Source organism: Marinicella rhabdoformis (assembly GCF_009671245.1).
Taxonomy (GTDB): Bacteria; Pseudomonadota; Gammaproteobacteria; order Xanthomonadales; family Marinicellaceae; genus Marinicella; species Marinicella rhabdoformis.
This window is the reverse complement of sequence record NZ_VTFS01000001.1, coordinates 488,265-513,245: the sequence shown is the minus strand read 5'-3', so window position 1 is coordinate 513,245 and position 24,981 is coordinate 488,265. Positions and strand designations below refer to the sequence as shown.

The following is a 24,981-nucleotide window of genomic DNA, read 5'->3' as shown; positions in this document are numbered from 1 at the left end:
AGATAATTGTTAGGATCAAGTGTATGAATCGTTTTTTAATGCTGTTGCTGTTGGGTTTGTTGTGGTTTCAATCACCTTTGGCGAAGAAACAAATCGCGTTGACTTTTGATGACGCGCCACGCCCAGATACTTCGTTGTCTGGAAAAGAACGCACAGATAAAATGCTGGCAGCATTAAAAGGTGTGGGCGTGGATCAGGTGATGTATTTTGTTTCCACAAAACATGTGAACGAAAAAACCAAAAGGCGTTTAGACGAGTACCAAAAAGCAGGGCATGTGATTGGAAACCACAGTGACCAGCATACTTGGTTAAACAAAACTGACCTGAAAGCCTATCAAGAAGACTTAATGAAAGCAGACAAAATATTGAGGCCTTATGACAATTTTAAGCCGTACTTTCGTTTTCCTTACTTGGATGAAGGCCGTGACGAAGAAAAATCTCAAGGCATGATAGATTTCTTGAAAAAACAGGGTTATCAAAACGGTTATGTGACGGTGGACAATTATGATTGGTATTTGGACAGCTTGTATCAACAAGCGGTCAAAGCCAATCTTGCAATCGACATGGAGAAGCTAAAAGCATTATATGTCGATGTGTTATTTGAAGCCATTAGCTTTTCTGATGGAATTGCCATGCAATATTTAGGTCGCTCTCCAAAGCATGTTTTGTTGTTACATGATAATGATTTGGCCGCGTACTTTATTGATGATTTGGTGTTGCATTTAGAGGCCAATGGTTGGGAAATCATTTCTCCATTGGACGCTTTTAAAGACCCGATTGCCCAACAAGAACCCAAAACATTGTTCAAAGGGCAGGGGCGTGTGGCGGCTTTGGCCAGGGATGCAGGCGCGAAAAGAAAAGATTTGGTACATGTGGCTGAAGATGAAGTGAAACTGAAACAGTTGTTCGATCAATACCAAGTGACATCAGAAAAACCAACGGCCATGCCAGCATGGTTTATAGAAGAAATGAACAGCCAAATAGGTACTTGGAAAACCAGTAATGCCAAATACAAAAGCGAGAAAGAGCCTTTTACACATTATATGTTGGAATGGTCGTGGGGTATTGGCAAAGACAATGTCACTGGGCGTTTGTTTGCTATGCATGATGGCAAAGCCACAGGAGACTTTTGGCACTTCAAACAATATTGGGATGCCAATAAAAAACAAGCCCGTTTGCTGCAAATGGGCCACGGCGGCATGGTCGGAGATGGCTTTATTCAACCGTTAAAAATGATGAATGGTACTTTCCAATTAGAAACCATTCAAACCTTTGCTTCTCCAACAGTGGCGGCTGCTTTAGAACGACATATGAATGTTATGACTGATGAAGGCTTGGTCACCACTTCATACAGAAAAGACGTCAAGGGTGAGTGGGAAGAGCAACGCAGTTATTTGTGGAAAAAAGCGACAGTGTTGGAGTCGGAAGAGTGAATTGGCGCTTTACTTTATAAATTAAGCAGTTATTTGAATAAAAAACCAATCAAGCGCGCAATTATAGTCATTCTGCTGTATATTGCGCGACCTGATGAATGATGTGTTGTTGAGGATAAAAAATCCGTTGGCATCGTTTATAATAGCTCGTAATAATTACTGTCTTAAGACAAAGAAAGAACATCATGAAATTTGCCTCATTGGGCTTTGCCCCAGAAATTCTCCAAGCCATTGAAGCCTGTGGTTACACCGACATGACGCCGGTACAAGAAAAATCTATGGTGCTCGCGCGTCGTGGTACAGACTTGTTGGTCAATGCCCAAACGGGTACCGGTAAAACAGCGGCTTTTGCTTTGCCTGTTTTACAGCAGTTGGTGGACAAGCCGAAAAAAGTTGATCAAGGCCATGCCCGAGTTTTGATTTTAACACCAACACGTGAGTTGGCAGAACAATTGGCAGAAACCATCGGTGGCTATGCGCAATTTTTAGATTTTAAAATCACCGCCATGTACGGCGGTGTGAAGCACGGTGGCCAAGCCAATCAATTACAACAAGGTGTCGATATTTTGATTTCAACTCCGGGTCGATTACTTGAGCACATTGAACAACAAAACGTCAGTTTGTCTGATGTTGAAGTGGTTGTTTTGGATGAAGCAGATCGCATGTTGGACATGGGTTTTATCACCGACGCCAAGGCTTTGATTGCCCAAACCAGACCGGATCATCAGACCTTGCTGTTCTCTGCGACCACCACACCAGCGATGAATGAGTTGGGTCACAAAATCCTCAAAAGTCACCAAGAGATTCGTGTCACCAAGGCCAATGCGACGGCCGAAACGGTTGAGCATTTTGCCTATCCTGTGACTGAAGCTCGCAAGATGGATTTGTTTTTGGACTTGCTGGAAGAATACAACTGGTATCAGGTTTTGGTCTTTACCAGTACCAAGCGACAAGCTGATCAGTTATTAGAACGATTGAAGAAAACGGACATACCAGCGGCTATCTGCCACGGTGACAAAAGCCAAGGAACTCGACGCCGAGCATTGGCTGATTTTAAATCGGCCAAAATTCAGGTTTTGATTTCTACCGAAGTGGCGGCCCGTGGTCTGGACATTGAAGGTTTGGATTATGTGGTTAATTACAACTTGCCCTACTTGCCTGAAGATTACGTCCACCGCATCGGTCGAACCGGTCGTGCGGGAAAATCTGGAACGGCGATTTCTTTTGTTTGTCGTGAAGAAGAGCACACCATTGAGCGCATTGAACGTGTGATTGGTAGCGAAATCAAACGCATCTACAAACGCGGCTACGAAGTGGCAGAGCGTGAACGTTTGAGAAAATCGATTGCTGAAAAACGTCCAGTAAAACAATCAGAAGCCAAGAAGCAAAAAGCCCGCGGCACGGCCAAGGCCAAACCCGCAAGAAAATCCATCAGCGCCCGAGCCGGTGGTAAGAAAAACTTCAAAGCCAAGAAAAAGAACCGCTGATAATGATTTGTGTTTAAGACCCGAGCCAGTCGGGTCTTAACAATAAGCCGTGATTATTTGATGATCACCGTGGCTTTGATGATTTTTATTTCTTTGCTGGTTTGTCCACGACGAGACCCCAGTTTCTCCATTTTTTTCAGTACATCCAAACCCTTTGTCACATAACCAAATACAGTGTGTTTGCCATCTAAGAATGGTGTTGGCTTGAATGTGATGAAAAATTGGCTGCCATCGGTTCCGGGGCCAGCATTTGCCATGCTTAATGTGCCGGCTTTGTCATGGGTGTACTTACCGCTGAACTCACCATCGTATTTGTAACCAGGATCACCTCTGCCCGTGCCCAATGGGTCTCCACCTTGTGCCATAAAGCCAGGTATCACTCGGTGGAAAATCAAATCATCATAAAAGCCAATTTGGGTTAAAAATATGGTGTTTGAAACATGGGTCGGGGCTTCATCTGGTGCGAATGTGATTTCTATATTGCCTTCGGTAGTGGCGAGGTACCAAATGTATGTTTTGCCCTCATCGAAAATCAATTGTGGCGGTTGAGATAACTTGGTTTTCCAGTTTGAATCTGTTTTGTCAACATTCAAACTTTCAGTGAATTCAGTGACTTGTTTTGCCTCAGTGAGGGAGTTATTGTCGGTTTCTTTTGAGCATGAGGATAACAGTAAGGCAGCTAAGATTATTATCAGTAAGGCGTATATTTTGTTCATGGCTTTTGTTATTTGGTATTTGGGGAATAAAAAAACGGCCAATGAAAAAATCATGGCCGCTTTTTCAAAATTGAATTGAATCAATTCTTGCTATCAATCACGCTCAGCAATCGGGTTGACTTTGCGTGTGTCCGGGCCAGTGTAGTCGGCGTTTGGACGGATGATGCGGTTGTTGGCGCGTTGCTCCATGACGTGAGCAGTCCAGCCTGTGACACGTGACATCACGAAGATGGGTGTGAACAGTTCAGTTGGGATGCCCATAAAATGGTAGGCAGAGGCGTGGAAGAAATCTGCATTTGGGAACAGTTTTTTCTCATCCCACATCTTCTTCTCAACTGCACAACTGACTGGGTAAAGCACCGTATCGCCTGCTTCTTCGGCCAATTTTTCAGACCAACGTTTGATGATGGCGTTTCTTGGGTCACGTTCTGTATAAACCGCGTGTCCAAAACCCATGATCAATTGTTTGGTTTCTAACATGTGACCGATAGCAGTTGTTGCTTCTTCTGGTGTTGACCATTGTTCGATCAAAGCCATTGCCGCTTCATTCGCGCCGCCATGTAAAGGTCCGCGCAAGGCACCGACTGATGCGGTAACGCAAGAGTGGATGTCAGACAAGGTGGAGGCGACAACACGACCAGTAAAGGTAGATGCGTTGAATTCATGCTCGGCGTACAAAATCAAAGACACGTCCATGACGCGGGCGTGTAATTCACTCGGTGCCTTGCCGTGTAACATTTCTAAGAAATGGGCACCGACACCATCGATGTCTGAAGCTGTTTCAATGCGCACACCTTCGTGAGCGAATTTGTACCAGTAACAAATGATTGAAGGGAATATGGCCACCAAACGATCGGCTTGGTCCGATTGTTGTGCAAAATCTGTTTCGGTTTCGATGTTGCCTAAGATTGAACAGCCCGTACGCATCACGTCCATTGGGTGTGCTGTGGCTGGAATCAATTCCAAAGTTTTCTTAACTGCTTCTGGTAATTCACGCAAACCATTGATTTTTTTCTTGTAGGCATCTAACTCAGCTTGGTTAGGTAATTTGCCGTGTAAAATCAAAAAGGCGGTTTCGTAAAATGAAGCATTGGTGGCCAAATCGTCCACGTCATAGCCACGGTAAGTGAGGCCAGCGCCAATTTTACCAACCGTACATAATGAAGTTTCGCCTGCGCTTTGGCCTCGTAAGCCTGCGCCTCCAGCTTTTTTAACATTTCCCATGTTGTTTGTCCTCTCTGTCTTTTAAAGGGGTCAGCATCCTTTAAATTTTATTTGTTATTTAATAACTTTGAACCTTAAAGGGTGCTGACCCCTTTAAAGAAAGTATTGTTTATTTTTCTGTTTTGAATAATTCGTCTAACTTTTGTTCGTAATCGTGGTATCCCAAATGGCTATACAATTCTTCACGTGTTTGCATAATATCTAGCACGTCTTTTTGGTGTCCTTGACCCAAAATAGATTGGTAAACCAGTTCAGCCGCGCGGTTCATCGCACGGTAAGCACTACAGCAGTACAGAACGATGTCTACGCCGTGGGCGCCCAACTCTTCTGAAGTGAACAGTGGTGTGTGACCAAATTCAGTGATGTTGGCCAAAATGGGTACGTTGACAGCATCTTTGAAACGTTTGTACTGGTCCAATGTTTTCATCGCTTCTGGGAAAATCATATCTGCACCAGCTTCAACACAAGCAATCGCCCGTTCAATCGCCGCTTCTTCACCTTCAATGGCCAAAGCATCGGTTCTGGCCATGATGACGAAATTTTCATCTGTTCGGGCATCAACAGCTGCTTTGATGCGGTCAACCATTTCTTGTTGAGTGACCACTTCTTTGTTGGGTCTGTGGCCGCAACGTTTTTGCGCCACTTGGTCTTCGATGTGCATCGCTGCGGCGCCAGCTTTAATCACTGATCGCGTGGTGCGAGCGATGTTGAACGCGCCACCCCAACCGGTATCAACGTCAATCAATAAAGGCAAATCGCACACGTCTGTGATGCGTCGCACGTCAGTTAAAACGTCTTCTAATGAAGAAATCCCTAAGTCTGGCATGCCTAGTGAGTTGGCTGCTACGCCACCACCTGATAAGTAAATGGCATCGTGGCCGACATTTTTGGCCATGCGAGCGGTATACGCGTTGATGGTGCCGACGACTTTAAGTGGGTTGTTTTGTTCTACCGCTTGGCGGAATTTAAGTCCCGGGCTGGTGATTGCCGAGCTGTTGATTGAGTCTGTCATATCATTCCTGAATGTTGTTGGTGTGATACGCTGCTTGAATCTGTCCAAGTTCAAGCCCCATGTGCGTTATGGGGTATTTAATTGTTTTGCTTTGAGTTAGGGTGGTTTATTCAGTCCTTGAATGCCCCTGATTGAAAGCGGCTGGATTATAGCAAATTATGCGCTAAATAGCCAGCCAAGCTGAATCAGAATGCGGTGTGATTTGGTGTTTCTAAGCCAGCCTGTCTAAGGTGCGGATTAAGCCATTGATCCCACCTTGTAATGCATAAACGTCATAACCTTTGGTGGCCAATGTAAAGGCAGCTGATGCACAGCGTGAACCCATGTCAGAACAGGTGATGATGGTTCGGCTTTTGTCGATGGTACTGAGTTTGCTGTATATTTCGTTGACAGGAATGTTAAGACAACCTTGGATACCCATTTGTTGAAATTCATCGCGTTCTCGAACATCAAGTAGGGTGGCACCTTGGGTGATTTTCTCTAAGGTTTCTTCTGCTGTAATCCAACGCACCACATGGGCTTTAAGTAATTTGCCAAAGGTTTTACCTGAAAGCCACATCACCAAGCCATCTGAACTCATGCGAACCGAAGCATTTCTGGGTTCTTCGCTGACCAAAGCACTTTCTCCGAATAAGTCGCCGGGACCAAGATCTGCTACTTTGAATTCACCATTAGAGCCGCATTTATAAACTTCTGCCTGACCTCTGGCCAATATATAGCAATAATCCCCTGGATCACCTTCAGAGATGATTTCATCACCGGATGATACTGGCTTGCTTTCTAATACATCAAACAATTCACCGACATTGCCTTGTGGTAGCATTTGAACAGACTGGCTTTTGAGCAAGCCCATAACCCATTCATATTTTCTGTGACCTCTGATGGGGCTGTCTATGGCCGCTTTGGCATAGCAGTCATTCCAAACCAAGAAATGATCAAGCAAGGTGGAATTGATTTGAAACCCAGTGGCTTGAGTTGAGGCCACTACCGCGTCCATGGTGTTACTTTTATTGGCATCACCAATGGGGTATTTAGATTGCAACGAGGTGGATTTGATTGTTTTTTCACGGCCTTTGTCGGTGGTGACTTGAATCACACCTTTAGTGAGGTATTTGGTGTTTTCTGCGCGGCGGTTGATTGCATACAGTTTTTCACCTTTTTGCACGCCAAAAAATTCTAACTCTTTGAGTAGCAAAGGGAAAAACTTAAATTGGATTTTATTGAAAGGATAATATTCTTGTAACTCTTCTACTGATATCATTCAGGTTCCCTAAACACGCTGTTTGACTTTATCTTACCCAAATTTGGCTAAAAAAACAAAAAACATTTCATTCCTGCGATTTAGTAGCCGAATTATGGGTTTTCAAAGTAAACTGAGCCACATGAAATCAACCTTACAACACTTATTTAAAGCCAAATTTGCACACATGACATTTTTGGGCTTTTCTGCGGGTATTCCTTATTACTTGATTTTTTCCTCATTGTCACTGTGGTTAGATCAGGTGGGTATAGAGCGGGCTGCCATCACCTTATTCAGTTGGGCATTCCTCGGCTATTCTTTCAAGTTCTTGTGGTCGCCTTTGGTCGATAGGCTGCCTTTACCTTGGTTGTCAGCATATTTAGGACAGCGCCGGTCATGGTTGTTGGTGGCTCAGTCATTGGTCATCGTTGCTTTGATATTGATGGCATTGACTGATCCGGCAGCAGGGAGTGGCGCCTTAACTCGCATGGCCTTGGCTGCTGTTTTGTTGGGTTTTTCAGCCGCGACACAAGATATATTGATCGATGCTTGGCGGATTGAGGCCAGTGATGAAAAGGACATTGCCATGCTGTCTTCATTGTATATTGTGGGTTATCGAATCGGTATGATCACTTCGGGTGCTGGGGCATTGTATTTGGCCGATTTTTTTGGCACCAGCTCAGAACAATACCTGTATGAAGCGTGGCGTAACAGTTATTTGATCATGGCATTGACCATGTTGGTTGGTGTTGTGACTACTTGGGTTATTAAAGAGCCAAAACACCGCAAAGATTGGCAATTTGAAGTGAAGGATTATTTAGGCGTACTTTGGGTTTTTGTTTTTGCAGTCACAGCATTTATATTGAGTTACGCTGGTTTTTCTGAGGTCAAGGCTGACATAAAAACGGGGTTTGATAACTGGTTTCATAACACCGCATTATCCAGTGTTCTTGCTGCGTTTATTCAGTTGCTTTTTTCCTTCGTAATGGCCTATTTGGTTGGTGGGTTTGTCGCCAGAACACCTTGGGTCAATCGTGACATGGCGCGATTCGTTTATGTCGCACCTGTTGTCGATTTATTTAAACAGCACCGCAAACACATGTGGCTGTTAATCGGGATTATTTGTACTTACAGAATTTCAGACTTGGTGATGGGTGTTTCTGCAAATTTATTTTACCAAGGTTTGGGTTATGACCTGTCTGAGATTGCAACCGCTTCTAAAAATATAGGCTTGATTATGACCTTATTAGGTGGTGTTTTGGGTGGCTATTTGGCGATGCAATGGGGTATTGTTCGGGTGATGATTATTGGTGCCAGCTTATCCGCATTAACTAATTTATTGTTTATGATGATGGCCGGTATGGAAAAAGATTTTGAGCTGTTGATTTATATGATTGCTGCCGATAATTTGTCAGCGGGCTTGGCGATGGCGGCTTTTGTGGCTTTCCTTTCTTTGTTGGTGAATAAACAGTTTACAGCGGTGCAGTATGCCATGTTCAGTTCAGTTATGACGTTGTTCCCCAAAATTCTGGGTGGTTATTCTGGGGCGATGGTTGATGCGGTTGGATTTGCTCAATTCTTTTTTATGACTTTTTTGATGGGGTTGCCAGTGGTGGTGATGTTGATATATGCTGAGGGCATCAACCTCATTAAAAAGCCTAAAAAGGCTGTAGATAATGTGGAAACTCCTGAACAATCTTAAAAAAAACATGAATTACCAACAAGCCATAAATAAAGTATATCAAACGGTATTACAGGGCAGTCGTTTAGGCGAAGCTGCTGATTACATTCCAGAATTGGCACGCGTTGATGCAGATCAAATGGGCGTTTATTTACATCACAATGACCTGAGTTCAGCTTCAGCGGGGGCATGGGATCAAAACTTTTCAATTCAAAGTGTGGTTAAGGTTTTGACGCTGTCTATGGCGTATCAAAAGTTAGGCTCAGATATTTGGCACCGTGTGGGTGTAGAACCTTCCGGTACGCCTTTCAATTCGCTGGGTCATTTAGAACATGAACAAGGGGTACCGAGAAATCCGTTTTCAAATGCCGGTGCTTTGGTGGTATGCGATGTGTTGTTGGATCTGTTTGATGATCCACGGGCTGCGATGTTACAAATGATCAGAGAAAGCACAGGTAATCCAGTCATAGATGTTAATAAGTCGATTGCTGATTCAGAAAAATCTGAAGGTTTTAGGAATGTGGCTTTGGCCAACTTGATCAAGTCATTAGGTAACATCAAGCATGATGTGAATGAATTGTTGGACTTGTATTTTGACTGTTGTTCTATCACTTTAAATTGTAAAGATTTGGCGCTGTTGTTCTCGTTTTTGGCCAATCAAGGTACCTGTGTTCAAACTGGGAAAGCTTTGTTAACGCCAAGTCAGACTAAAAGAATCAATGCCATCATGTTGACCTGTGGGTTTTATGATGAAGCCGGTCAGTTTGCCTATAAAATTGGTTTGCCTGGAAAGAGTGGCGTCAGTGGTGCGATTGTGGCTGTGATGCCCAATGTATTCAGTTTGGCGATATGGAGCCCTGGTTTGAATATCAAAGGCAATTCTCAGCGTGGTATTGAGTTTTTAGAAGGCTTTACCAACGAAACAGGTCAATCGATTTTTTGATATAAATTTTGAGCAGGCTGGCCTTAAATGATCTCAGCTGAGGGTGTTATAATGCGACTTTTAACAACGAGTTAACTCACCATGTCAGCATTCCCACAAGAATCGACCAAAATGATGATCCAAGGTCCAGCTGGTCAGATTGAAATCATCGCTTCACCACCTGATGCGGAAGCAGTCGATAAAGGCATCGTTGGATTGATTTGTCACCCACACCCTTTATACGGTGGCACCATGCACAATAAAGTGGTCCATATGATTGAAAAAGCCTACCGCGACATGGGTGTGCATACAGTTCGATTCAATTTTCGAGGTGTCGGTGCGTCAGATGGTGTCTTTGATGATGGTGTCGGAGAGTCTGATGACTTGATGGCGGTTTATGACTGGGCTAAGGAGCAGTTGCCTGATTCAGATGTTTGGTTGGCTGGTTTTTCTTTTGGTTCTTATGTGGCTTTGCGCATGGTGCATGACATCAGGCCTGAGCAAATGTTAACCGTGGCACCGCCTGTAGAGCGTTACGATTTCTCAGAATTAGAGCCCCCAGAATGCCCATGGTTGGTCATCATGGGAGATGAGGATGATGTGGTCAGTCCGCGTGCGGTTTATGATTACGTTGAGCAACAAAGCCCAAAGCCTCAATTAGTCACCATGAAAGCAGGTCACTTCTTTCACCGCCGATTATTAGACCTCAAAGGGGCAATTAAAAATGGTATTTTGCGCCAGTTGTACCCTGATAACTAAAGACAATTGATGAAATCATTGGGTCCGTTAGCTACATACCAAGCTGAAATTGACAAAGGTGTCATTTGGGAAGATGCTTTACAAGCACGTGTGGTTGATGCCTTTGAAAGGTTGCACCAATCATTGATAAAGCCGGTCAAGCAAACTTTCTTTAAACAATGGTTTTCATCACAGCCTGAAACGCCCAAAGGCATATATATTTATGGCTCGGTTGGTCGAGGTAAAACACACCTGATGGATTTGTTTTATGACTGCTTACCTGAACAAGTGGGCAAACAGCGCCAACATTACCATGAGTTCATGTTGTGGTTGCACCAGCAATTGCGTCAATACGATAACCACGCAAACCCATTGGATAAAATATGCCAACAAATGGCGGCACAAGTACAGGTCTTGTGTTTGGATGAGTTTTTAGTTAATGACATCGCTGATGCCATGCTGTTGGCTGGTTTGTTGGCTGCATTCAGTGAGTACGGTATTGCCCTGGTAACCACTTCAAATGTTAAACCTGATGATTTGTATCGAGGTGGCTTACAACGTGCCAAGTTTTTGCCCGCAATCGCTTGGATAAATGAACATATGAATGTGCTGCATTTAGACGGTGCTCAAGATTACCGCATCCAAGAAGACGGGGCACATGAGCATTGGTATTTTCCAGTTTGTGAAAGCAGTTTGTACCATTTGCAAGACCACTTTATTCATCATGTTGCTACCCAACAAATTTCCAATAAACCTTGGCACATCAATGACCGTGAATTGCCTGTTATTAAATCTGCGGATAAAAAATTGTGGTGTCACTTTGATGTGTTGTGTAAAGCCGCACGAAGTGCCCATGACTACATAGAAATAGCCAAACGCATTGATACCCTTTATCTTGAAGGCATTCCACAGTTAACCATTTACGATAATGACCAATCACGACGTTTTATCACACTGATTGATGTGATGTATGAAAATAACATCAAAATCATTGCCCAAGCCGAGTCACATTATCAGATGATTTACCAAGGTGATAAATTGACTTTTGAGTTCAAGCGTTGCGCCTCTCGGTTGTCTGAATTATTGATCTAATGAGTTGAGGGTAAACACCTTACGCTGTCTATATTTTCCTACAAGCCGTGTCCATAAGTTGAGTGGTTGAAACCTTGTCTTTGGTTTAAAGTACGGTTATGAAAACAGGGGCAAATGATATGGAACAATTAGGAATGGTAATGTTAGAAATCAATCACATACTGTCTTTGATTTCGGAAAAAACAGTGGCAGACGATATCAATCCAGATCGAGATAATGGTTTACATGCATTGTTTCAAGAAAAGGTCAAAGCGGCAGTGGCATTGCGTTATGGTATAGATCAGCGGTTGAATAAGACGTTAAAATAACCAGTTGAGCATGAACATCACAACGGCTAAAAACAGCACAGTCATCAGGCTGCCAACTTTCAGAAAATCTTTAACGCCATAGCCACCAGGTCCCATGATTAAGGCAGACACTTGATGTGTAGGTAAAATGAAGGCATTTGAAGTTGACAGTGCAACCAACAGGGCATAGAGCGCCGGATTACCACCTGTTTCTATTGCTATATTGATCGCCAAGGGTACCAATAAGACAGTTGCTCCGACATTGGACATCACCAATGAAAAGACGGTCGCCAAGCAGGCTATGGTTAATTGATAAGCCCATTGTGGTACTTCACCCAAGGCTGAAATGGTGTTTTGCGCAATCCAACCAGCCGTGCCTGTATTTTCCATCGCAAAGCCCAAGGGGATCAAACAGGCCAATAAGAATACAGTTTTCCAGCTCACCGCACGGTAGGCTTCATCGATATTGATGACACCAAAAATAATCATACCAATGGCACCGGTAAGCAGGGACAGCGATAGTTTCAAGTCAGTAAAGATAACCAAGGTCAAGCTCAATGCAAAGAAAAAAAGAGCAAATGGAATTTTGTCAGGACGCTGAGGCTCGTTCGGTACATCGCTGACCACCGCTACATTCCTTGAACGACCCAGTCCAACTTGATCAGTCCAGCGACCGTGGATGATGAATGTGTCGCCTAATTGCAGCTCCAATTCATACATTTCTTGACCCTTAAATATTTTGCTGCCACGTGAAATGGCCAAAATGGTGATGGCATATTCTTTACGAAAATGAAAACTTGCCAAGGTCATGCCCAGGTAATGAGAGCCAGGAACAATCACGGCTTCTGATGTGCCAGAAATAGTGGGGTTGAAATCCAGCTTAAATTGTTTGAGCTTTGGTTGAATGCTACAGTTGAATTGTTTGGCAAAGGCTTCTGCGTCTTCTTTAGAACACATCACTGCAATGGTGGCGCCATTCCAAATAAATTTATTTCTGGGAGGTGAAATCATTGAATCGCCTTCAGTAAATAAGGCAACGATGTTAGGAATTAAATGGTCAAACTCAAGTTCCTCAATCATCATACCTACCAAAGGACTGTCTTTGTTGACGATCATTTCGGTGATGTTTTTGTCGATGCCGTAATTGTCTCGAAAGTAATCATCAGAACGAAAGTTGTGTGCATGTCCTGCTGGTTTGGCCGCGGGTAATAAAAAGCGACCTAAAACCAAAAAATAGAAGACGCCACAAACCAACAAAGCCAAGCCAATAGGTGTGGTTGAGAACAAGTCAAACTTTGCCATGGAGTCAACGCCGGGAGGCAATGACTTGTTAGAGGTTTCAAGTAGGTCATTGAGTAAAATCAAAGGGGAGGACCCCACCATTGTTACTGTGCCACCCAAGATGGCACAAAAGCCCATGGGCATCAATAGCCGTGACATCGGTAAATTGGCGCTGGATGATATTTTGCTCATGACTGGCAGAAACAGGGCTGTGGCGCCTACATTTTGCATAAAACCTGATATACCACCTACGGTTAATGAGACGACAGGAATTACCGTTTTCTCAGTTTTACCGCCGATTCTCATGATGCCTTTGGCCACGGCATTCATCACACCAGTGCGGTCAAGTCCTGCCCCGAGTATCATGACCGCAATGATCGATACCACCGCATTTGAGGCAAAGCCGTTGAACAGTTGACTGTCAGGTACCAAGCCAGTTAAGCCGAGTAAAACCAAAATAAAAATAGCGGCGACATCAATGCGTATCACTTCAGTAACAAACATCATCACGGTATAAGCCAATATGGCCAATACCATTAACATGTCATTGGTGATGCCGAGTGTTTCCATTAAATTTTATGAACGATCAAGTCATAAGAGCCGTGGTTGAGTTTTTGACCGCGACGTTCAAACTTTGTTACGGGTCGCCATTCAGGCCGGTCTGAAAATCCGCCATCTGCTTGGGTGTTTTTGAAGGTGTTGGTGACAGAAAGCAGTTCTTTGACTTCAATGGCATAAGGTTCCCAGTCAGATGCATAATGCAGTCGCCCGCCAGTTTTCAGCTTGTCAGTGGTCAAGGCCAAAAACTCAGGATTGATGATGCGGCGTTTGTGGTGACGCTTTTTGTGCCAAGGGTCTGGAAAATAAACGTGAACAGCATCTAAAGAGTCATTGCTCATGTGTTTTGTCATCATATCAACCGCATCATTGCGGATGATTTTGACATTATTTAACCCTAACTTTTCAGATTCAATCAGTAAATGACCAACACCGGGTAAATGCACTTCAATGCCAAGGAAATTCACATCTGGGTAGATTTGTGCTGCATGAATGATAGATTCACCATTGCCAAAGCCAATGTCTAACCAAACCGGATTGTCATTGCCAAAAATGGTGTGAAAATTCAATTGTTTGGGAACTGGGTCTATGGCGTATTGAGGCAAGAGTTCTTCAACTGCCTTGCGCTGACCGGTGGTCATTTTTCCTTTTCTGAGAACAAAGCTGCGAATTTGGCGCTCTTTTGAGTCGAATTGCATGTCAAGGTGCTTATAGTGAATAAGCACCATTTTAAGTCATGCGTTTAAAAAATCCACAAGGAATTATAAATTAGCCAGAAATGTTTCAATTTTTGGCATTAAATCTTTGTGTAAAGACAGTTCTGGATTTTGGTAGGTGGCCAAGTTGGCCATGCGTTCTATAGGTGCGACTTTGAGCACATGGTTCATTTCTGGGATGATGACCAATTCAGCCGTAGGTTTGCCTTGTGCCATGTTTTTTGTTTCTTCTACAGTAATTTGAATGTCAGTTTCACCGATGACAAGTAACACTGGCTGTTTGACTTTTGATAGCTCTTTTTTCGGGTCGATGTTCAAAAAAGACTTCAAATAACCTTGAAGGTTTGGGTGAAATATACTGTATAAAAAAGGCGGCACATCTTCAGCAGGAATGCTCTCGTTTTGGGCTAATTTTTCTAATAAAGGCAAGGCAGCTGCTGTGACAAATTCAGGTTGATTACCACCCAGTTGCCTTTTCAGTGTGTCATAGCCAGAATTGGCCATACCTGCCAAACTGATGACAGCTTGCACAGGTTTGTCTTGGGCCACTTGTAATGCCATCAAACCACCGATGCTGTGCCCTGCCAAAATCACATGTTTGAATTGTGTGGATAATTCATCAACCCAAACTTTGGCATCATCCACATAATCTTTGAAGCGAAGTTGACTCATGTCCACTTTGGATTCGGTGCTGGCACCAATGCCCCGTTTGTCATAACGCAAGGTTGCATAGCCTGCTTGGTACAGATCTTGAGCCAACATCAAATAGGCGTTGCTTTTCATCTGTGCCTGGTTTCCATCTCGGTCTGTTGGTCCAGAACCGGCAATGATCAAAATCACTGTGTCGCTGTCTTTGGGTTTAGCCAGGCTGCCATGGATGACGTGGCCTTTAACTGTTATGCTGGTTTCAGTATCTTGCCATGCTTGAGATTGGGTGGAGAATAACAGGGCGCACAATAAAAGTGCAGAATTTAATTTTTGCATATGATTACTCGTTGATTACTACTATTTAGACTATCATCTAAATAATGGTATCGCAAGCATTACCAAACAAATCGTGAATCACTGACTTGTTGGTTGAGTTTTTTGTGCAAGGCAATCAAAACTGGTTTTTCTAAATAGGGGATATGGATGCTGTGTAAAGCGATGTTAGAACCGGCTGTATCTATCCACAACTTGCCGTGGTTGTTGCGGCGATCAAAAGGAGATTCAGACAGGTGTATGGTTTGAATTTTATTGATCTTTACTACACTGATGGTATGAAATAAAATGCCACTGCGAAAGGCTATCAAATGATCATTGTGCGCGAAACGTGCTTTTTTCGTCCATGCCTTGGCATACCAAAGCCAAAGCGGAAAACTCAATAATGCAAAGGCCGCTTGAGTCGTCCAAACCACAGAAAGTAAGGCTATCAGAACGGTTAAAAAAGCACTGATTTTTTTCAGTAAGCGAATCCATGCTCGTGCAGAAAGGCTTTGCCACTCGAGGTCTGCCATGTTGATGTGTGGCTCTATGGTTTGAATCAATGGATTAACTTCATTGGGTTTAATCATGGGTGCAATCCAGCGCATGACCATGCCCGTTTGTGCGGTTACGCCCCCTGCTGTCTCCATGCTGATACTTTGGCGTTTAATCAACTGATGCAATATAGAATTTTTGATTCTTATCAGTTGAATGCGTTTAATCGGAATGTTCGCAGTAAGGCGAGTCAGTAAGCCCATTTCTGCATGTAGTTTTTTGTTTTCTTCTCGTAAAGTGAACCCATGGAGTTTGAGGTGGGCCATGATGATGGATACCAACCAGACTGCAAACAGTGTAATAACGCCAAAAACAGCATAATTGATAACCTTACTTTCAATCATGGTCATGGTTTTGATCTGCATGACCAGTCCCAGTAAAAAATTAGCGAATTGGTGTTGTAATTGTTCACTTTGCATGGCAAAGCCAAAAACAGCAGCCAATGGGATCAAAGCTTGCCAGTGGATGCTGCCATAACGTGTCACGTCACCTGATGACATTTGCAGGAGTGGTTCAGTCTCAAGAGTGGCTTCTTTAGCTGGTGGAACGTCATCATCTTGTTGATGTGTATGTTCTTTTTGTAAGTTGTTTCCAGCGTGCTTGATGGCGTGCTGGATATCTTCCACTTGTTGGCGGTTGATGACACGAATGATGGCCTCCGGTTTGCTGCCCGAAGCAGATTCGATTTGTAAGGTCGCTACTTTAAAGATGTTGTGAAGTGGATTTTTTTCAATGTTGACGTTTTGTATGCGATCGTAGGGAACTTGCCTGAGAGACTTGAATAAAATACCACTTTTAACGACTATGCGGTCCTCTTCTAACCAATAGTGGTAAAACCAATATTGGGCAATGGTTCCAATTGAGGCCAATGCTGCAATCCCATAAAACACCCATTCTCCGCTGTAATGGGTGCCGCCTAAATAGTAACTGGCAACCAAGGGTACAATCAGTTTTTTAACTGCTTCAAAAAAAATAAAAAGCGGTGAGGAGGGGTGTAAGCTGATGGCCTCAGTTTTTGGTTCAAAATGGTCGCTCATACACTGTCGCCTTGATTGGTAACAATCAATTCATGACGTAAGTCAGCCGCATCCTCAGCAGTTAACCCATGTAGTGTTACTGAGGCATCACGGGTGCCTGCTGTGTGAACTATCAACTTCGATAGCCCACGCCTTCGTTCAAAAGGGCCTGTGGTGATGTCAATGTGTTGAACGCGGTTGCGCGGCAAGCAAATCATTTGACGCCAAAAAACACCGCGATTAATCATCAAGCCTTCTTCAGTTAGCCCATATTGATAACGTTTGATGTAAGCACGGCTATAAGCATGAAACAGTATGCCAACCAGTACCCAAATTGACAGTGAAATGATGACAGCATGATACCAATCAAAATCTGCAGCAAAATAAGTCAAAATAAAGGCGGGTATTAAAGTGATCGCTGTCCAAATCCAATTGATGATTAAAATCATCGGCAAATAGGCATCAGCCAAAGGTCTGAAAGAGAAAGTTTTCATTTAGTGCTCTTTGAGGGTGACCTGCTTAAGTGACAGGCAGGCCACACTGGTAAAGTTGGTTTATTGTTTGTCAGATAAGTGCATCAAGGGCAGCGGTTGAGGTGAATTGCTGTCGATGAAATAAATTTTAGATGCAGGGTCTTTTGAGATGGCTTTCAAAGCTTCAAGAGACTGCAGTTTGACGTAATTTGGGTTACTGCCAATGGCGGTGTTGATTTTTTCAATCTCGTAAGCCTGGGCATCGGCCAAAAGTCGACGTTGTTGTGCTTCCTCTTCGGCTGCTTTGCGCTGGGCTTCTGCCATGGCAATCAACTGTTGTTGCTCCGTTTTATAACGCTCTAATTCGGCTTTTTGTTTTTCCACTTCCTGCTCACGTTCTTTTTTGGCTTCAATCGCTTTGGTAATAAAGGGTGGCAATGAAATATCTCGAATTAAAACGGCAGACACTAAAATGCCTTTTGGCTCCAGGTATTCTGCTAAGCCACCGGTTAAGTCTGCTTGTAGTTTTTCTTGGGTTTCTTCTAAGAAAAAGTCTTCAGCTCGTTTGATAGATTTACCCTGCTCACGCAACAGAGAACGCAGTTTGGGTTTAAGTTGTACTTCTAGCATGTTGTCTATTGAACCAGTTTCCTTCAAAATGTTAGATGCCATGGCGCCATTCAAACGGTATTGAACAGAGACATCTATCCTTGTTTGTAGTTGATCTTGAGACGGGACTTGTGCTTGCTCTTTGTGGGTCTTTTCCCGGATATCAAATTTATGGAATTTTAATAATGGATTGACAGGTATATTTAAACCTTCACCATAAGCATCACTTTGTACCGCACCGAACAAAGTGCCGACAGCAACATGACCTGCGGGTACTGAAACCCAGAAACGTGAACCGACAGCCAGAACCAAGAATACAATGGCTACGGGAATAATGACAGTATATGGTATTTTTTGACTCATTGAGTTTCTCCTCTAACTTTAATGAAAAAGGATTATAGCAGAAATGTTTGATTCATTGCTTGTCCCATAGGTCATGTGAAGAGAAGTAAGAAGAACTAATCTAGGTGGCTGTTTTCTTGCTCCATTTCGTCATCCATACCTTGTAAATGGGCACCTAATTCATCTATTTCACATATCAAGGCAAACCCCGATTCATTGATGATGCGGTTTTCTGCATATTGGGCAATGAGTTCGGCAGCATCTTGGTCTTTACAAACAGCAAAAACAGTGGGGCCAGAGCCAGAAATGCCAGTGGCTAAAGCGCCTTGTGAGCGGGCATAATCGCGAAATAAACTGAAGTGAGGGAGTAAAGCTTCACGGTGTGGTGCTGCCAATAAGTCATATAAGTGTTCTGCAGCTAAGTCATCAGCACCAAGGTTTAATGCTTGAATGAATACCGCTAAATTTTTGGCGTGGTTAATGGCGGTTTCTAAGGGTACATGTTTTGGCAGAATGGCACGTGCAGACTCAGTTAAAACTTCTGAGCCGTTGTAGAACAATACCATTTTCCAGTGTTGTGGAAAAGGCACAGGAATAATTGGTAATTCCTCTGATTGCGTCATCAATTGGAAGCCGCCTGTTAAACAGGGTGCCACATTATCCATACAAGGCGATCCAGTATAAACGGCTTCTAATTCTGCTGCCAAAACCAATAATTCCTTTAAGCTCAGCATGTCATCAAAATAATGGTTGGCTGCCAATAAGGCTGCTACGATGGTGGCACCACTTGAGCCCAATCCACTACCAACAGGCAAATTTTTGATTAATTCTAAATGTATCGGTGCTTTGGCTTCATGTAATTTATCGTGCGCTGCTTTGACCCGTTTGAAGGCCAGGCAGGCTAAATTGTTTTCATCATTGGGTACATCTGCTGCATGTTTTCCTGTTACTTCAAAACTGAAGTCTTCAGTTTCATATATAGATACAACATCTCCTAAAGGCTCACCGTCAATGGGTCGTACCGCCAGACCAAGAACATCAAAGCCAACAGAGAAGTTGCCTATGGTTATGGGCGCGAATGATTGAATGATATTTTGGTCTTGATTTGACATGCGCACGCTTAAAAAAATTAATATTGTGACACACTGTGTCACTTTTTTCATGAGAAATAAATAGAAGTTAAATGTTGGTCTGAAATGTAAACTTTTTTAAAACTCTCATTCTCCCAAGTGACGTGGTTAATAACTTAAATATCAATGAGACAGGAGGTTTTTTTCTTTTTTGAAGGTCAACAAGTGTGATGGCTGTCACATATTTTGTGATATCCTGTCCATTGCCTTAATAGGCAGCGTGAACCATTAAATTAATATTTTGAGAGTGCTATGAACCAAACTTCCCCCTTTAAGTTGTTTGTATTTTTTGCTGTGTTACTGAGTGGATCAGTATTCGCTGCAAAAGGTAAAGACGGAAATGACACAATTGCTGCTAATACAGTGGTCAATTATTACGATTCGGTAACCAATATCCAAAACGGTGCCAATGTAATTGTAACTGTAAACAATATCAACACCCTGACAGACATTCAGGGCTTGTATACAGATGCCAACTTGTCAGCTGGTGATAAAGTGATGTTGTACCAAGCACAAGGTGCTACGTACAGTACGGCAAATGACTCCAGTCCTACTTACGGCGCTTTTAATTTGAATGCAGCGGGTCGGTATGAAGTTCACGAAGTGCTGTCCGTATCGGGAAATGACATCACGTTAGCAGAATTTGGTAATTTGTGTACAGCAGATCAATTGATTTATTCTTTTGACTTAACAAAGACTCAATTGATACGTATGCCTCAATTCAATGATCTGACTATTAACGGTGGTTCTGTCGTTTCTGCCGCTCCGTGGAATGGCAGCACTGGTGGTATTGTGGCAATTGATGTGGCAGGTATATTAAATCTAGCTGGCCAAATAGATGTTTCTGGTTTAGGTTTTAGAGGTGGTGTTTTAGAAAATTCATCAAGCCCTTCAGGAGCTGATAGGCCATCATACTATTACATTAACCAAGAAGATGGTGCAGAAAAAGGAGAGGGTATTCTGGGTTTTCAAGCAGAATATGATGCTTATGGAGGGCGATATGGCCGTGGTGCACCAGCCAATGGTGGCGGTGGTGGAAATGGTCACAACGCTGGTGGTGGCGGTGGAGCCAATGGCGGTGACATAGCAGATTGGAATGGCCAAGGAAACCCAAATTTGTCAGATAACTCATGGACAGCTGCATGGGATATAGACGGTACATTAACCTCTGCAACCACTTCTTCTGGTGGTGGCCGAGGTGGTTATACCTATGGTTCAAGTAATCAAAATGCATTAACTGTCCCGCCAGGTGATACTAATTGGGGTGGAAACAGTCGAAGAGAAAGGGGGGGGATGGGTGGTAGGCCATTGCCTTTTGATGATGCTGGTAGGCTGTTCTTTGGCGGCGGCGGCGGTGCTGGAGACGGTAACAACAATCAAGGCGCAAATGGTGGTGCTGGCGGAGGTTTGGTGTTTATAACGGCAGCAACTGTGTCAGGTGCAGGTTCAATTCTTGCTAATGGGTTAGACGGAGAGGACACGCAAGGTGGTGGTAATAATGACGCACCTGGTGGCGCCGGTGCGGGTGGTACCGTTGTGATAGCGTCAACTACACTTTCAGGTATTGGTATCAGTGCTAATGGTGGTGCTGGTGGTAATCAATTAACTATTGGCGATGAAAATGAAGGTCCTGGTGGCGGTGGCGGTGGCGGCGTCATTTCGGTATCTGGTGGTGTAATTGCCACTTCAGCATTAGGTGGTGTGAACGGTACTACAGCATCTACAGCAATGACTGAGTTTATTCCCAATGGTGCAACTATGGGAGCTGTAGGTCAGCCAGACGAACTGACTTCTCCAGAAGCTGATTTGCCTATTTGTGTGGCAACTGCTGATTTGGCCATCACTAAAATGGACAGTGTAGATCCAGTTAATCCGGGTGGTGCATTGACTTATACCATTCGAGTTGATAATGCAGGTCCTGCTGCTGCCAGTAATGTGGTTGTTACTGAATCATTGCCAGCTGGCGTGACTTTGGTATCAACATCAGGCTGTGCTGAAGATCCTAATGGTGTACCGACTTGTAGTTTGGGTGATATTCCAGCAACAGGCTTTGCGACTTATACAGTGGCCGTGACTGTGAATAACAATGCCACAGGCACGTTAACCAATAATGTTTCTGTGACTTCAGACACGCCAGATCCTGATACATCGGATAACAACACAGATGAAACTACTACTGTAAATCCTCAGGCTAACATTTCTATCACCAAATCTGACAGTGTCGATCCAGTTAATCCAGGTGGCGCATTGACTTACACTATACGTGTTGATAATGCCGGTCCTGCCACTGCCAATAATGTGGTGGTCACTGAATCATTACCAGCAGGCGTGACTTTTGTATCAACATCAGGTTGTACAGAAGATCCTGCAGGTGTTCCTACCTGTAGTTTGGGTAACATTGCATCAGGTGGGTTTGCGACTTATACAGTTGCTGTCAATGTTAATAACAATGCAACGGGAACGTTAACCAATAATGTTTCGGTGACATCAGATACACCAGATCCTGACACATCAGATAACAACACCGATGAAACAACGGGTATTAATGACGAAGCCGATTTATCCATCACTAAAACAGACAGTGTTGATCCGGTTAATCCAGGTGGCGCATTGACTTACACCATACGTGTTGATAATGCGGGTCCTGCCACAGCCAGTAATGTGGTTGTTACTGAATCATTACCTGCCGGCGTGACTTTTGTATCAACATCAGGTTGTACAGAAGATCCTGCAGGTGTGCCTACTTGTAGTTTGGGTAACATTGCATCAGGTGGGTTTGCCACTTATACAGTGGCTGTCAATGTCAATAACAATGCATCGGGTACATTAACAAATAATGTATCGGTGACATCGGATACCACAGATCCTGACACGTCAAACAATAACACCGATGAAACAACAGGTGTTAATGATGCGGCAAATTTATCCATCACCAAAACTGACAGTGCTGATCCTGTGACACCGGGTGATGCGCTGACGTACACCATTCGTGTTGATAATGCAGGTCCTGCCACAGCCAGTAATGTGGTTGTTACTGAAGCATTGCCAGCTGGTGTGACTTTGGTGTCAACATCAGGTTGTACTGAAGATCCTAATGGTGTACCAACGTGTAGCTTGGGTAACATTGCATCAGGTGGGTTTGCAACTTATACCGTTGCAGTTAATGTGAATAACAACGCCTCTGGTACTTTGACCAATAATGTGTCAGTGACTTCTGATACGCTGGATCCTGATACTTCGGATAACAATACAGATGAAACAACAGTGGTTGGTGATGCGGCGAACTTGTCTATCACCAAAACAGACAGTGCCGATCCTGTGACAGCGGGTGATGCTTTGACCTACACCATTCGTGTTGACAATGCTGGCCCCAATACAGCCAATAATGTGGTGGTCACTGAATCATTGCCTGCTGATGTGACTCTGGTTTCAACATCAGGTTGTACAGAAGATCCAAGTGGTGTACCAACATGTAGCTTGGGTAACATTGTATCAGGTGGATTTGCGACTTATACCGTTGCAGTTAATGTTAATAACAATGCAACTGGAACATTGACCAATAATGTGTCAGTGACTTCTGATACGCCAGATCCAGATACTTCGGATAACAACACAGATGAAACAACGGGTGTCAATGAAGAAGCAGATTTGTCTATCACCAAAACTGACAGTGCCGATCCTGTGACGCCGGGTGATGCTTTGACCTACACCATTCGTGTTGATAATGCGGGTCCTTCATTGGCCAGCAACGTTGTAGTGACAGAAGTATTGCCAGCTGGTGTGACTTTTGTGTCAACAGTGGGCTGTACTGAAGATCCCAATGGCGTGCCCACTTGTAGTTTGGGTGACATTGCATCAGGTGGATTTGCGACTTATACGGTTGCTGTCAATGTTAATAACAACGCATCCGGTACTTTAACCAATAATGTGTCTGTAACTTCAGATACCACCGATCCAGATACGTCAAATAACAACACCGACGAAACAACTGGTCTGAATGATGCGGCAAATTTATCCATCACTAAAACTGACAGTGCCGACCCTGTGACACCGGGTGATGCGCTGACGTACACCATTCGAGTTGATAATGCAGGTCCAAGTACAGCCAATAATGTGGTTGTTACTGAAGCATTGCCAGCAGATGTGACTTTGGTGTCAACATCAGGTTGTACAGAAGATCCTAATGGTGTACCAACGTGTAGCTTGGGTAACATTGCATCAGGTGGGTTTGCAACCTATACCGTTGCCGTGACAGTCAATAACAACGCCTCAGGAATATTAACCAATAATGTTTCGGTAACATCAGATACGCCAGATCCTGACACTTCAGACAACAACACCGATGAAACCACTATTATTGGTGACGCGGCTAACTTGTCTATTACAAAAACTGACAGTGTCGATCCGGTTAATCCCGGTGGTGCTTTGACCTATACCATACGTGTTGATAATGCCGGTCCTGCCACTGCAACCAATGTGGTGGTTGCTGAAACATTACCAACTGATGTGACTTTGGTTTCAACATCAGGTTGTACTGAAGATCCAAATGGTGTGCCAAACTGTAGTTTGGGTGACATTGTTTCTGGTGGTTTTGCACAATACACAGTTGCAGTAACTGTCAATAACAACGCCACAGGCACATTAACCAATAACGTTTCTGTAACATCAGATACACCAGATCCAGATACATCGGATAACAACACCGATGAAACTACTGGTGTCAATGCCCCATCGTTAGAAGTTGAAAAGTCGATGACCAACAATGCAGATGAAGATGGCAGTGGGACAGTCACATTGGATGACACTTTGACATATACCATTACGGCAACAAATAACGGTGACACTGTGTTAAATAATGTGGTTGTATCTGACCCAATGATTACGCCAAGCAGTACCAGTTGTCTGACTTTGGCTATTGGCGCTGAGTGTCAATTAGTGGGTACATATGTGGTACAACAAAGTGATGTTAACAATGGGCAAGTGGAAAATACTGGAACAGGTGAGTCAGATGAAACTTCTCCAGAAACAGATGTTGTGGTAACAGTTATTGGTGTTAACCCTGATTTGAGTATCGATAAAACGTTAACTGCTAACGCTGATGAAGATGGCAATGGTGTTGTAACATTAGGTGACACCGTGACGTTCACCATTGTGGCGACCAATACAGGTAATGTGGACTTGAACAATGTGGTTGTTGATGATGACATGATCACACCGGGTTCAACATCATGTCTGTTGGTGCCTGTGGGTGGTACCTGTACTTTGGTTGGTACCTATGTGATTCAACAGTCTGATGTCGATAATGGCCAATTGACCAATATCGCCACAGCAGGTTCTGATGAAACTGGACAGCAGTCTGACACCACTGATTTAACCATAACAGTTGGCTTCCCGCCAGAGCCAGCCATGGTTCCAAGTAGCACGGTATGGGGTCAGTTGTTGATGGTGTTGATGATGATGGGGTTGGGTTTAGTTGTTGTCAGAAGACAACACTGATCATTCACTC

19 protein-coding genes are annotated in these 24,981 nt (G+C 43.7%); 8 read left to right on the top strand and 11 right to left on the bottom strand.

Annotated elements, in window-relative coordinates:
- Positions 1-23 precede the first annotated feature (23 nt).
- Both FET73_RS02295 and FET73_RS02290 read left to right on the top strand, forming a co-directional pair.
- On the top strand, positions 24-1,433 hold the full coding sequence (locus FET73_RS02295) for a polysaccharide deacetylase family protein (RefSeq protein WP_154222290.1): 1,410 nt from the start codon (positions 24-26) through the stop codon (positions 1,431-1,433).
- 185 nt (positions 1,434-1,618) lie between these two features.
- A complete protein-coding gene (locus FET73_RS02290; protein WP_154222289.1) occupies positions 1,619-2,920 on the top strand; it encodes a DEAD/DEAH box helicase in 1,302 nt (433 codons plus the stop codon).
- Positions 2,921-2,973: 53 nt separating this feature from the next.
- Here the strand turns inward: FET73_RS02290 and FET73_RS02285 are convergent, their stop codons facing one another.
- The 4 genes from FET73_RS02285 to FET73_RS02270 all read right to left on the bottom strand — a co-directional run bounded on the left by FET73_RS02285 (position 2,974) and on the right by FET73_RS02270 (position 7,133).
- Positions 2,974-3,636: a peptidylprolyl isomerase gene (locus FET73_RS02285; RefSeq protein WP_154222288.1), complete on the bottom strand. Its 663-nt coding sequence runs from the start codon at positions 3,634-3,636 to the stop codon at positions 2,974-2,976.
- A 93-nt stretch (positions 3,637-3,729) separates the two neighbouring features.
- Entirely contained in the window at positions 3,730-4,860 is a 1,131-nt protein-coding gene (gene prpC, locus FET73_RS02280) for a bifunctional 2-methylcitrate synthase/citrate synthase (RefSeq protein WP_154222287.1), read from the bottom strand.
- Positions 4,861-4,969: 109 nt separating this feature from the next.
- Entirely contained in the window at positions 4,970-5,872 is a 903-nt protein-coding gene (gene prpB / locus FET73_RS02275) for a methylisocitrate lyase (RefSeq protein WP_154222286.1), read from the bottom strand.
- A 211-nt stretch (positions 5,873-6,083) separates the two neighbouring features.
- On the bottom strand, positions 6,084-7,133 hold the full coding sequence (locus FET73_RS02270) for a cyclic nucleotide-binding domain-containing protein (RefSeq protein WP_154222285.1): 1,050 nt from the start codon (positions 7,131-7,133) through the stop codon (positions 6,084-6,086).
- A 121-nt stretch (positions 7,134-7,254) separates the two neighbouring features.
- On the opposite strand from FET73_RS02270, the gene FET73_RS02265 reads away from it, so the two are divergent.
- From FET73_RS02265 to FET73_RS02245, 5 genes are all read left to right on the top strand, one after another.
- Positions 7,255-8,814 (top strand): AmpG family muropeptide MFS transporter, encoded by a 1,560-nt coding sequence (locus FET73_RS02265; RefSeq protein WP_218944247.1) that lies wholly within the window; start codon positions 7,255-7,257, stop codon positions 8,812-8,814.
- Positions 8,815-8,821: 7 nt separating this feature from the next.
- Positions 8,822-9,736, top strand: a complete 915-nt coding sequence (locus FET73_RS02260; protein ID WP_154222284.1) for a glutaminase — start codon at positions 8,822-8,824, stop codon at positions 9,734-9,736.
- 81 nt (positions 9,737-9,817) lie between these two features.
- The gene (locus tag FET73_RS02255; protein ID WP_154222283.1) at positions 9,818-10,474 is read left to right on the top strand and encodes an alpha/beta hydrolase; all 657 of its coding nucleotides are present in this window, start codon (positions 9,818-9,820) and stop codon (positions 10,472-10,474) included.
- 9 nt (positions 10,475-10,483) lie between these two features.
- Entirely contained in the window at positions 10,484-11,545 is a 1,062-nt protein-coding gene (gene zapE / locus FET73_RS02250; protein ID WP_154222282.1) for a cell division protein ZapE, read from the top strand.
- A 119-nt stretch (positions 11,546-11,664) separates the two neighbouring features.
- Positions 11,665-11,853, top strand: coding sequence for a hypothetical protein (locus FET73_RS02245; protein WP_179952058.1), 189 nt, complete (start codon positions 11,665-11,667; stop codon positions 11,851-11,853).
- Here FET73_RS02245 and FET73_RS02240 read toward each other — a convergent pair.
- The 7 genes from FET73_RS02240 to thrB all read right to left on the bottom strand — a co-directional run bounded on the left by FET73_RS02240 (position 11,845) and on the right by thrB (position 19,457).
- On the bottom strand, positions 11,845-13,683 hold the full coding sequence (locus FET73_RS02240) for an SLC13 family permease (protein WP_154222280.1): 1,839 nt from the start codon (positions 13,681-13,683) through the stop codon (positions 11,845-11,847). The two genes, FET73_RS02245 and FET73_RS02240, sit on opposite strands and share 9 nt — an antisense overlap.
- Entirely contained in the window at positions 13,683-14,369 is a 687-nt protein-coding gene (gene trmB, locus FET73_RS02235; RefSeq protein WP_154222279.1) for a tRNA (guanosine(46)-N7)-methyltransferase TrmB, read from the bottom strand. Before trmB ends, FET73_RS02240 begins: the two co-directional genes overlap by 1 nt.
- 63 nt (positions 14,370-14,432) lie before the next feature.
- Positions 14,433-15,371 carry an alpha/beta hydrolase gene (locus tag FET73_RS02230; RefSeq protein WP_154222278.1) on the bottom strand — a complete coding sequence of 313 codons (939 nt, stop codon included), beginning with the start codon at positions 15,369-15,371 and terminating at the stop codon, positions 14,433-14,435.
- Positions 15,372-15,430: 59 nt separating this feature from the next.
- Positions 15,431-16,942 carry a PH domain-containing protein gene (locus tag FET73_RS02225; RefSeq protein WP_154222277.1) on the bottom strand — a complete coding sequence of 504 codons (1,512 nt, stop codon included), beginning with the start codon at positions 16,940-16,942 and terminating at the stop codon, positions 15,431-15,433.
- Positions 16,939-17,415 carry a PH domain-containing protein gene (locus FET73_RS02220; protein ID WP_154222276.1) on the bottom strand — a complete coding sequence of 159 codons (477 nt, stop codon included), beginning with the start codon at positions 17,413-17,415 and terminating at the stop codon, positions 16,939-16,941. Before FET73_RS02220 ends, FET73_RS02225 begins: the two co-directional genes overlap by 4 nt.
- Before the next feature lie 60 nt (positions 17,416-17,475).
- A complete protein-coding gene (locus tag FET73_RS02215; RefSeq protein ID WP_154222275.1) occupies positions 17,476-18,366 on the bottom strand; it encodes an SPFH domain-containing protein in 891 nt (296 codons plus the stop codon).
- A 95-nt stretch (positions 18,367-18,461) separates the two neighbouring features.
- Positions 18,462-19,457 (bottom strand): homoserine kinase, encoded by a 996-nt coding sequence (gene thrB, locus FET73_RS02210; RefSeq protein WP_179952057.1) that lies wholly within the window; start codon positions 19,455-19,457, stop codon positions 18,462-18,464.
- 270 nt (positions 19,458-19,727) lie between these two features.
- Here thrB and FET73_RS02205 point away from each other — a divergent pair, with 270 nt between their 5' ends.
- Positions 19,728-24,971, top strand: coding sequence for a COG1361 S-layer family protein (locus FET73_RS02205; RefSeq protein ID WP_154222273.1), 5,244 nt, complete (start codon positions 19,728-19,730; stop codon positions 24,969-24,971).
- Positions 24,972-24,981: the final 10 nt, after the last annotated feature.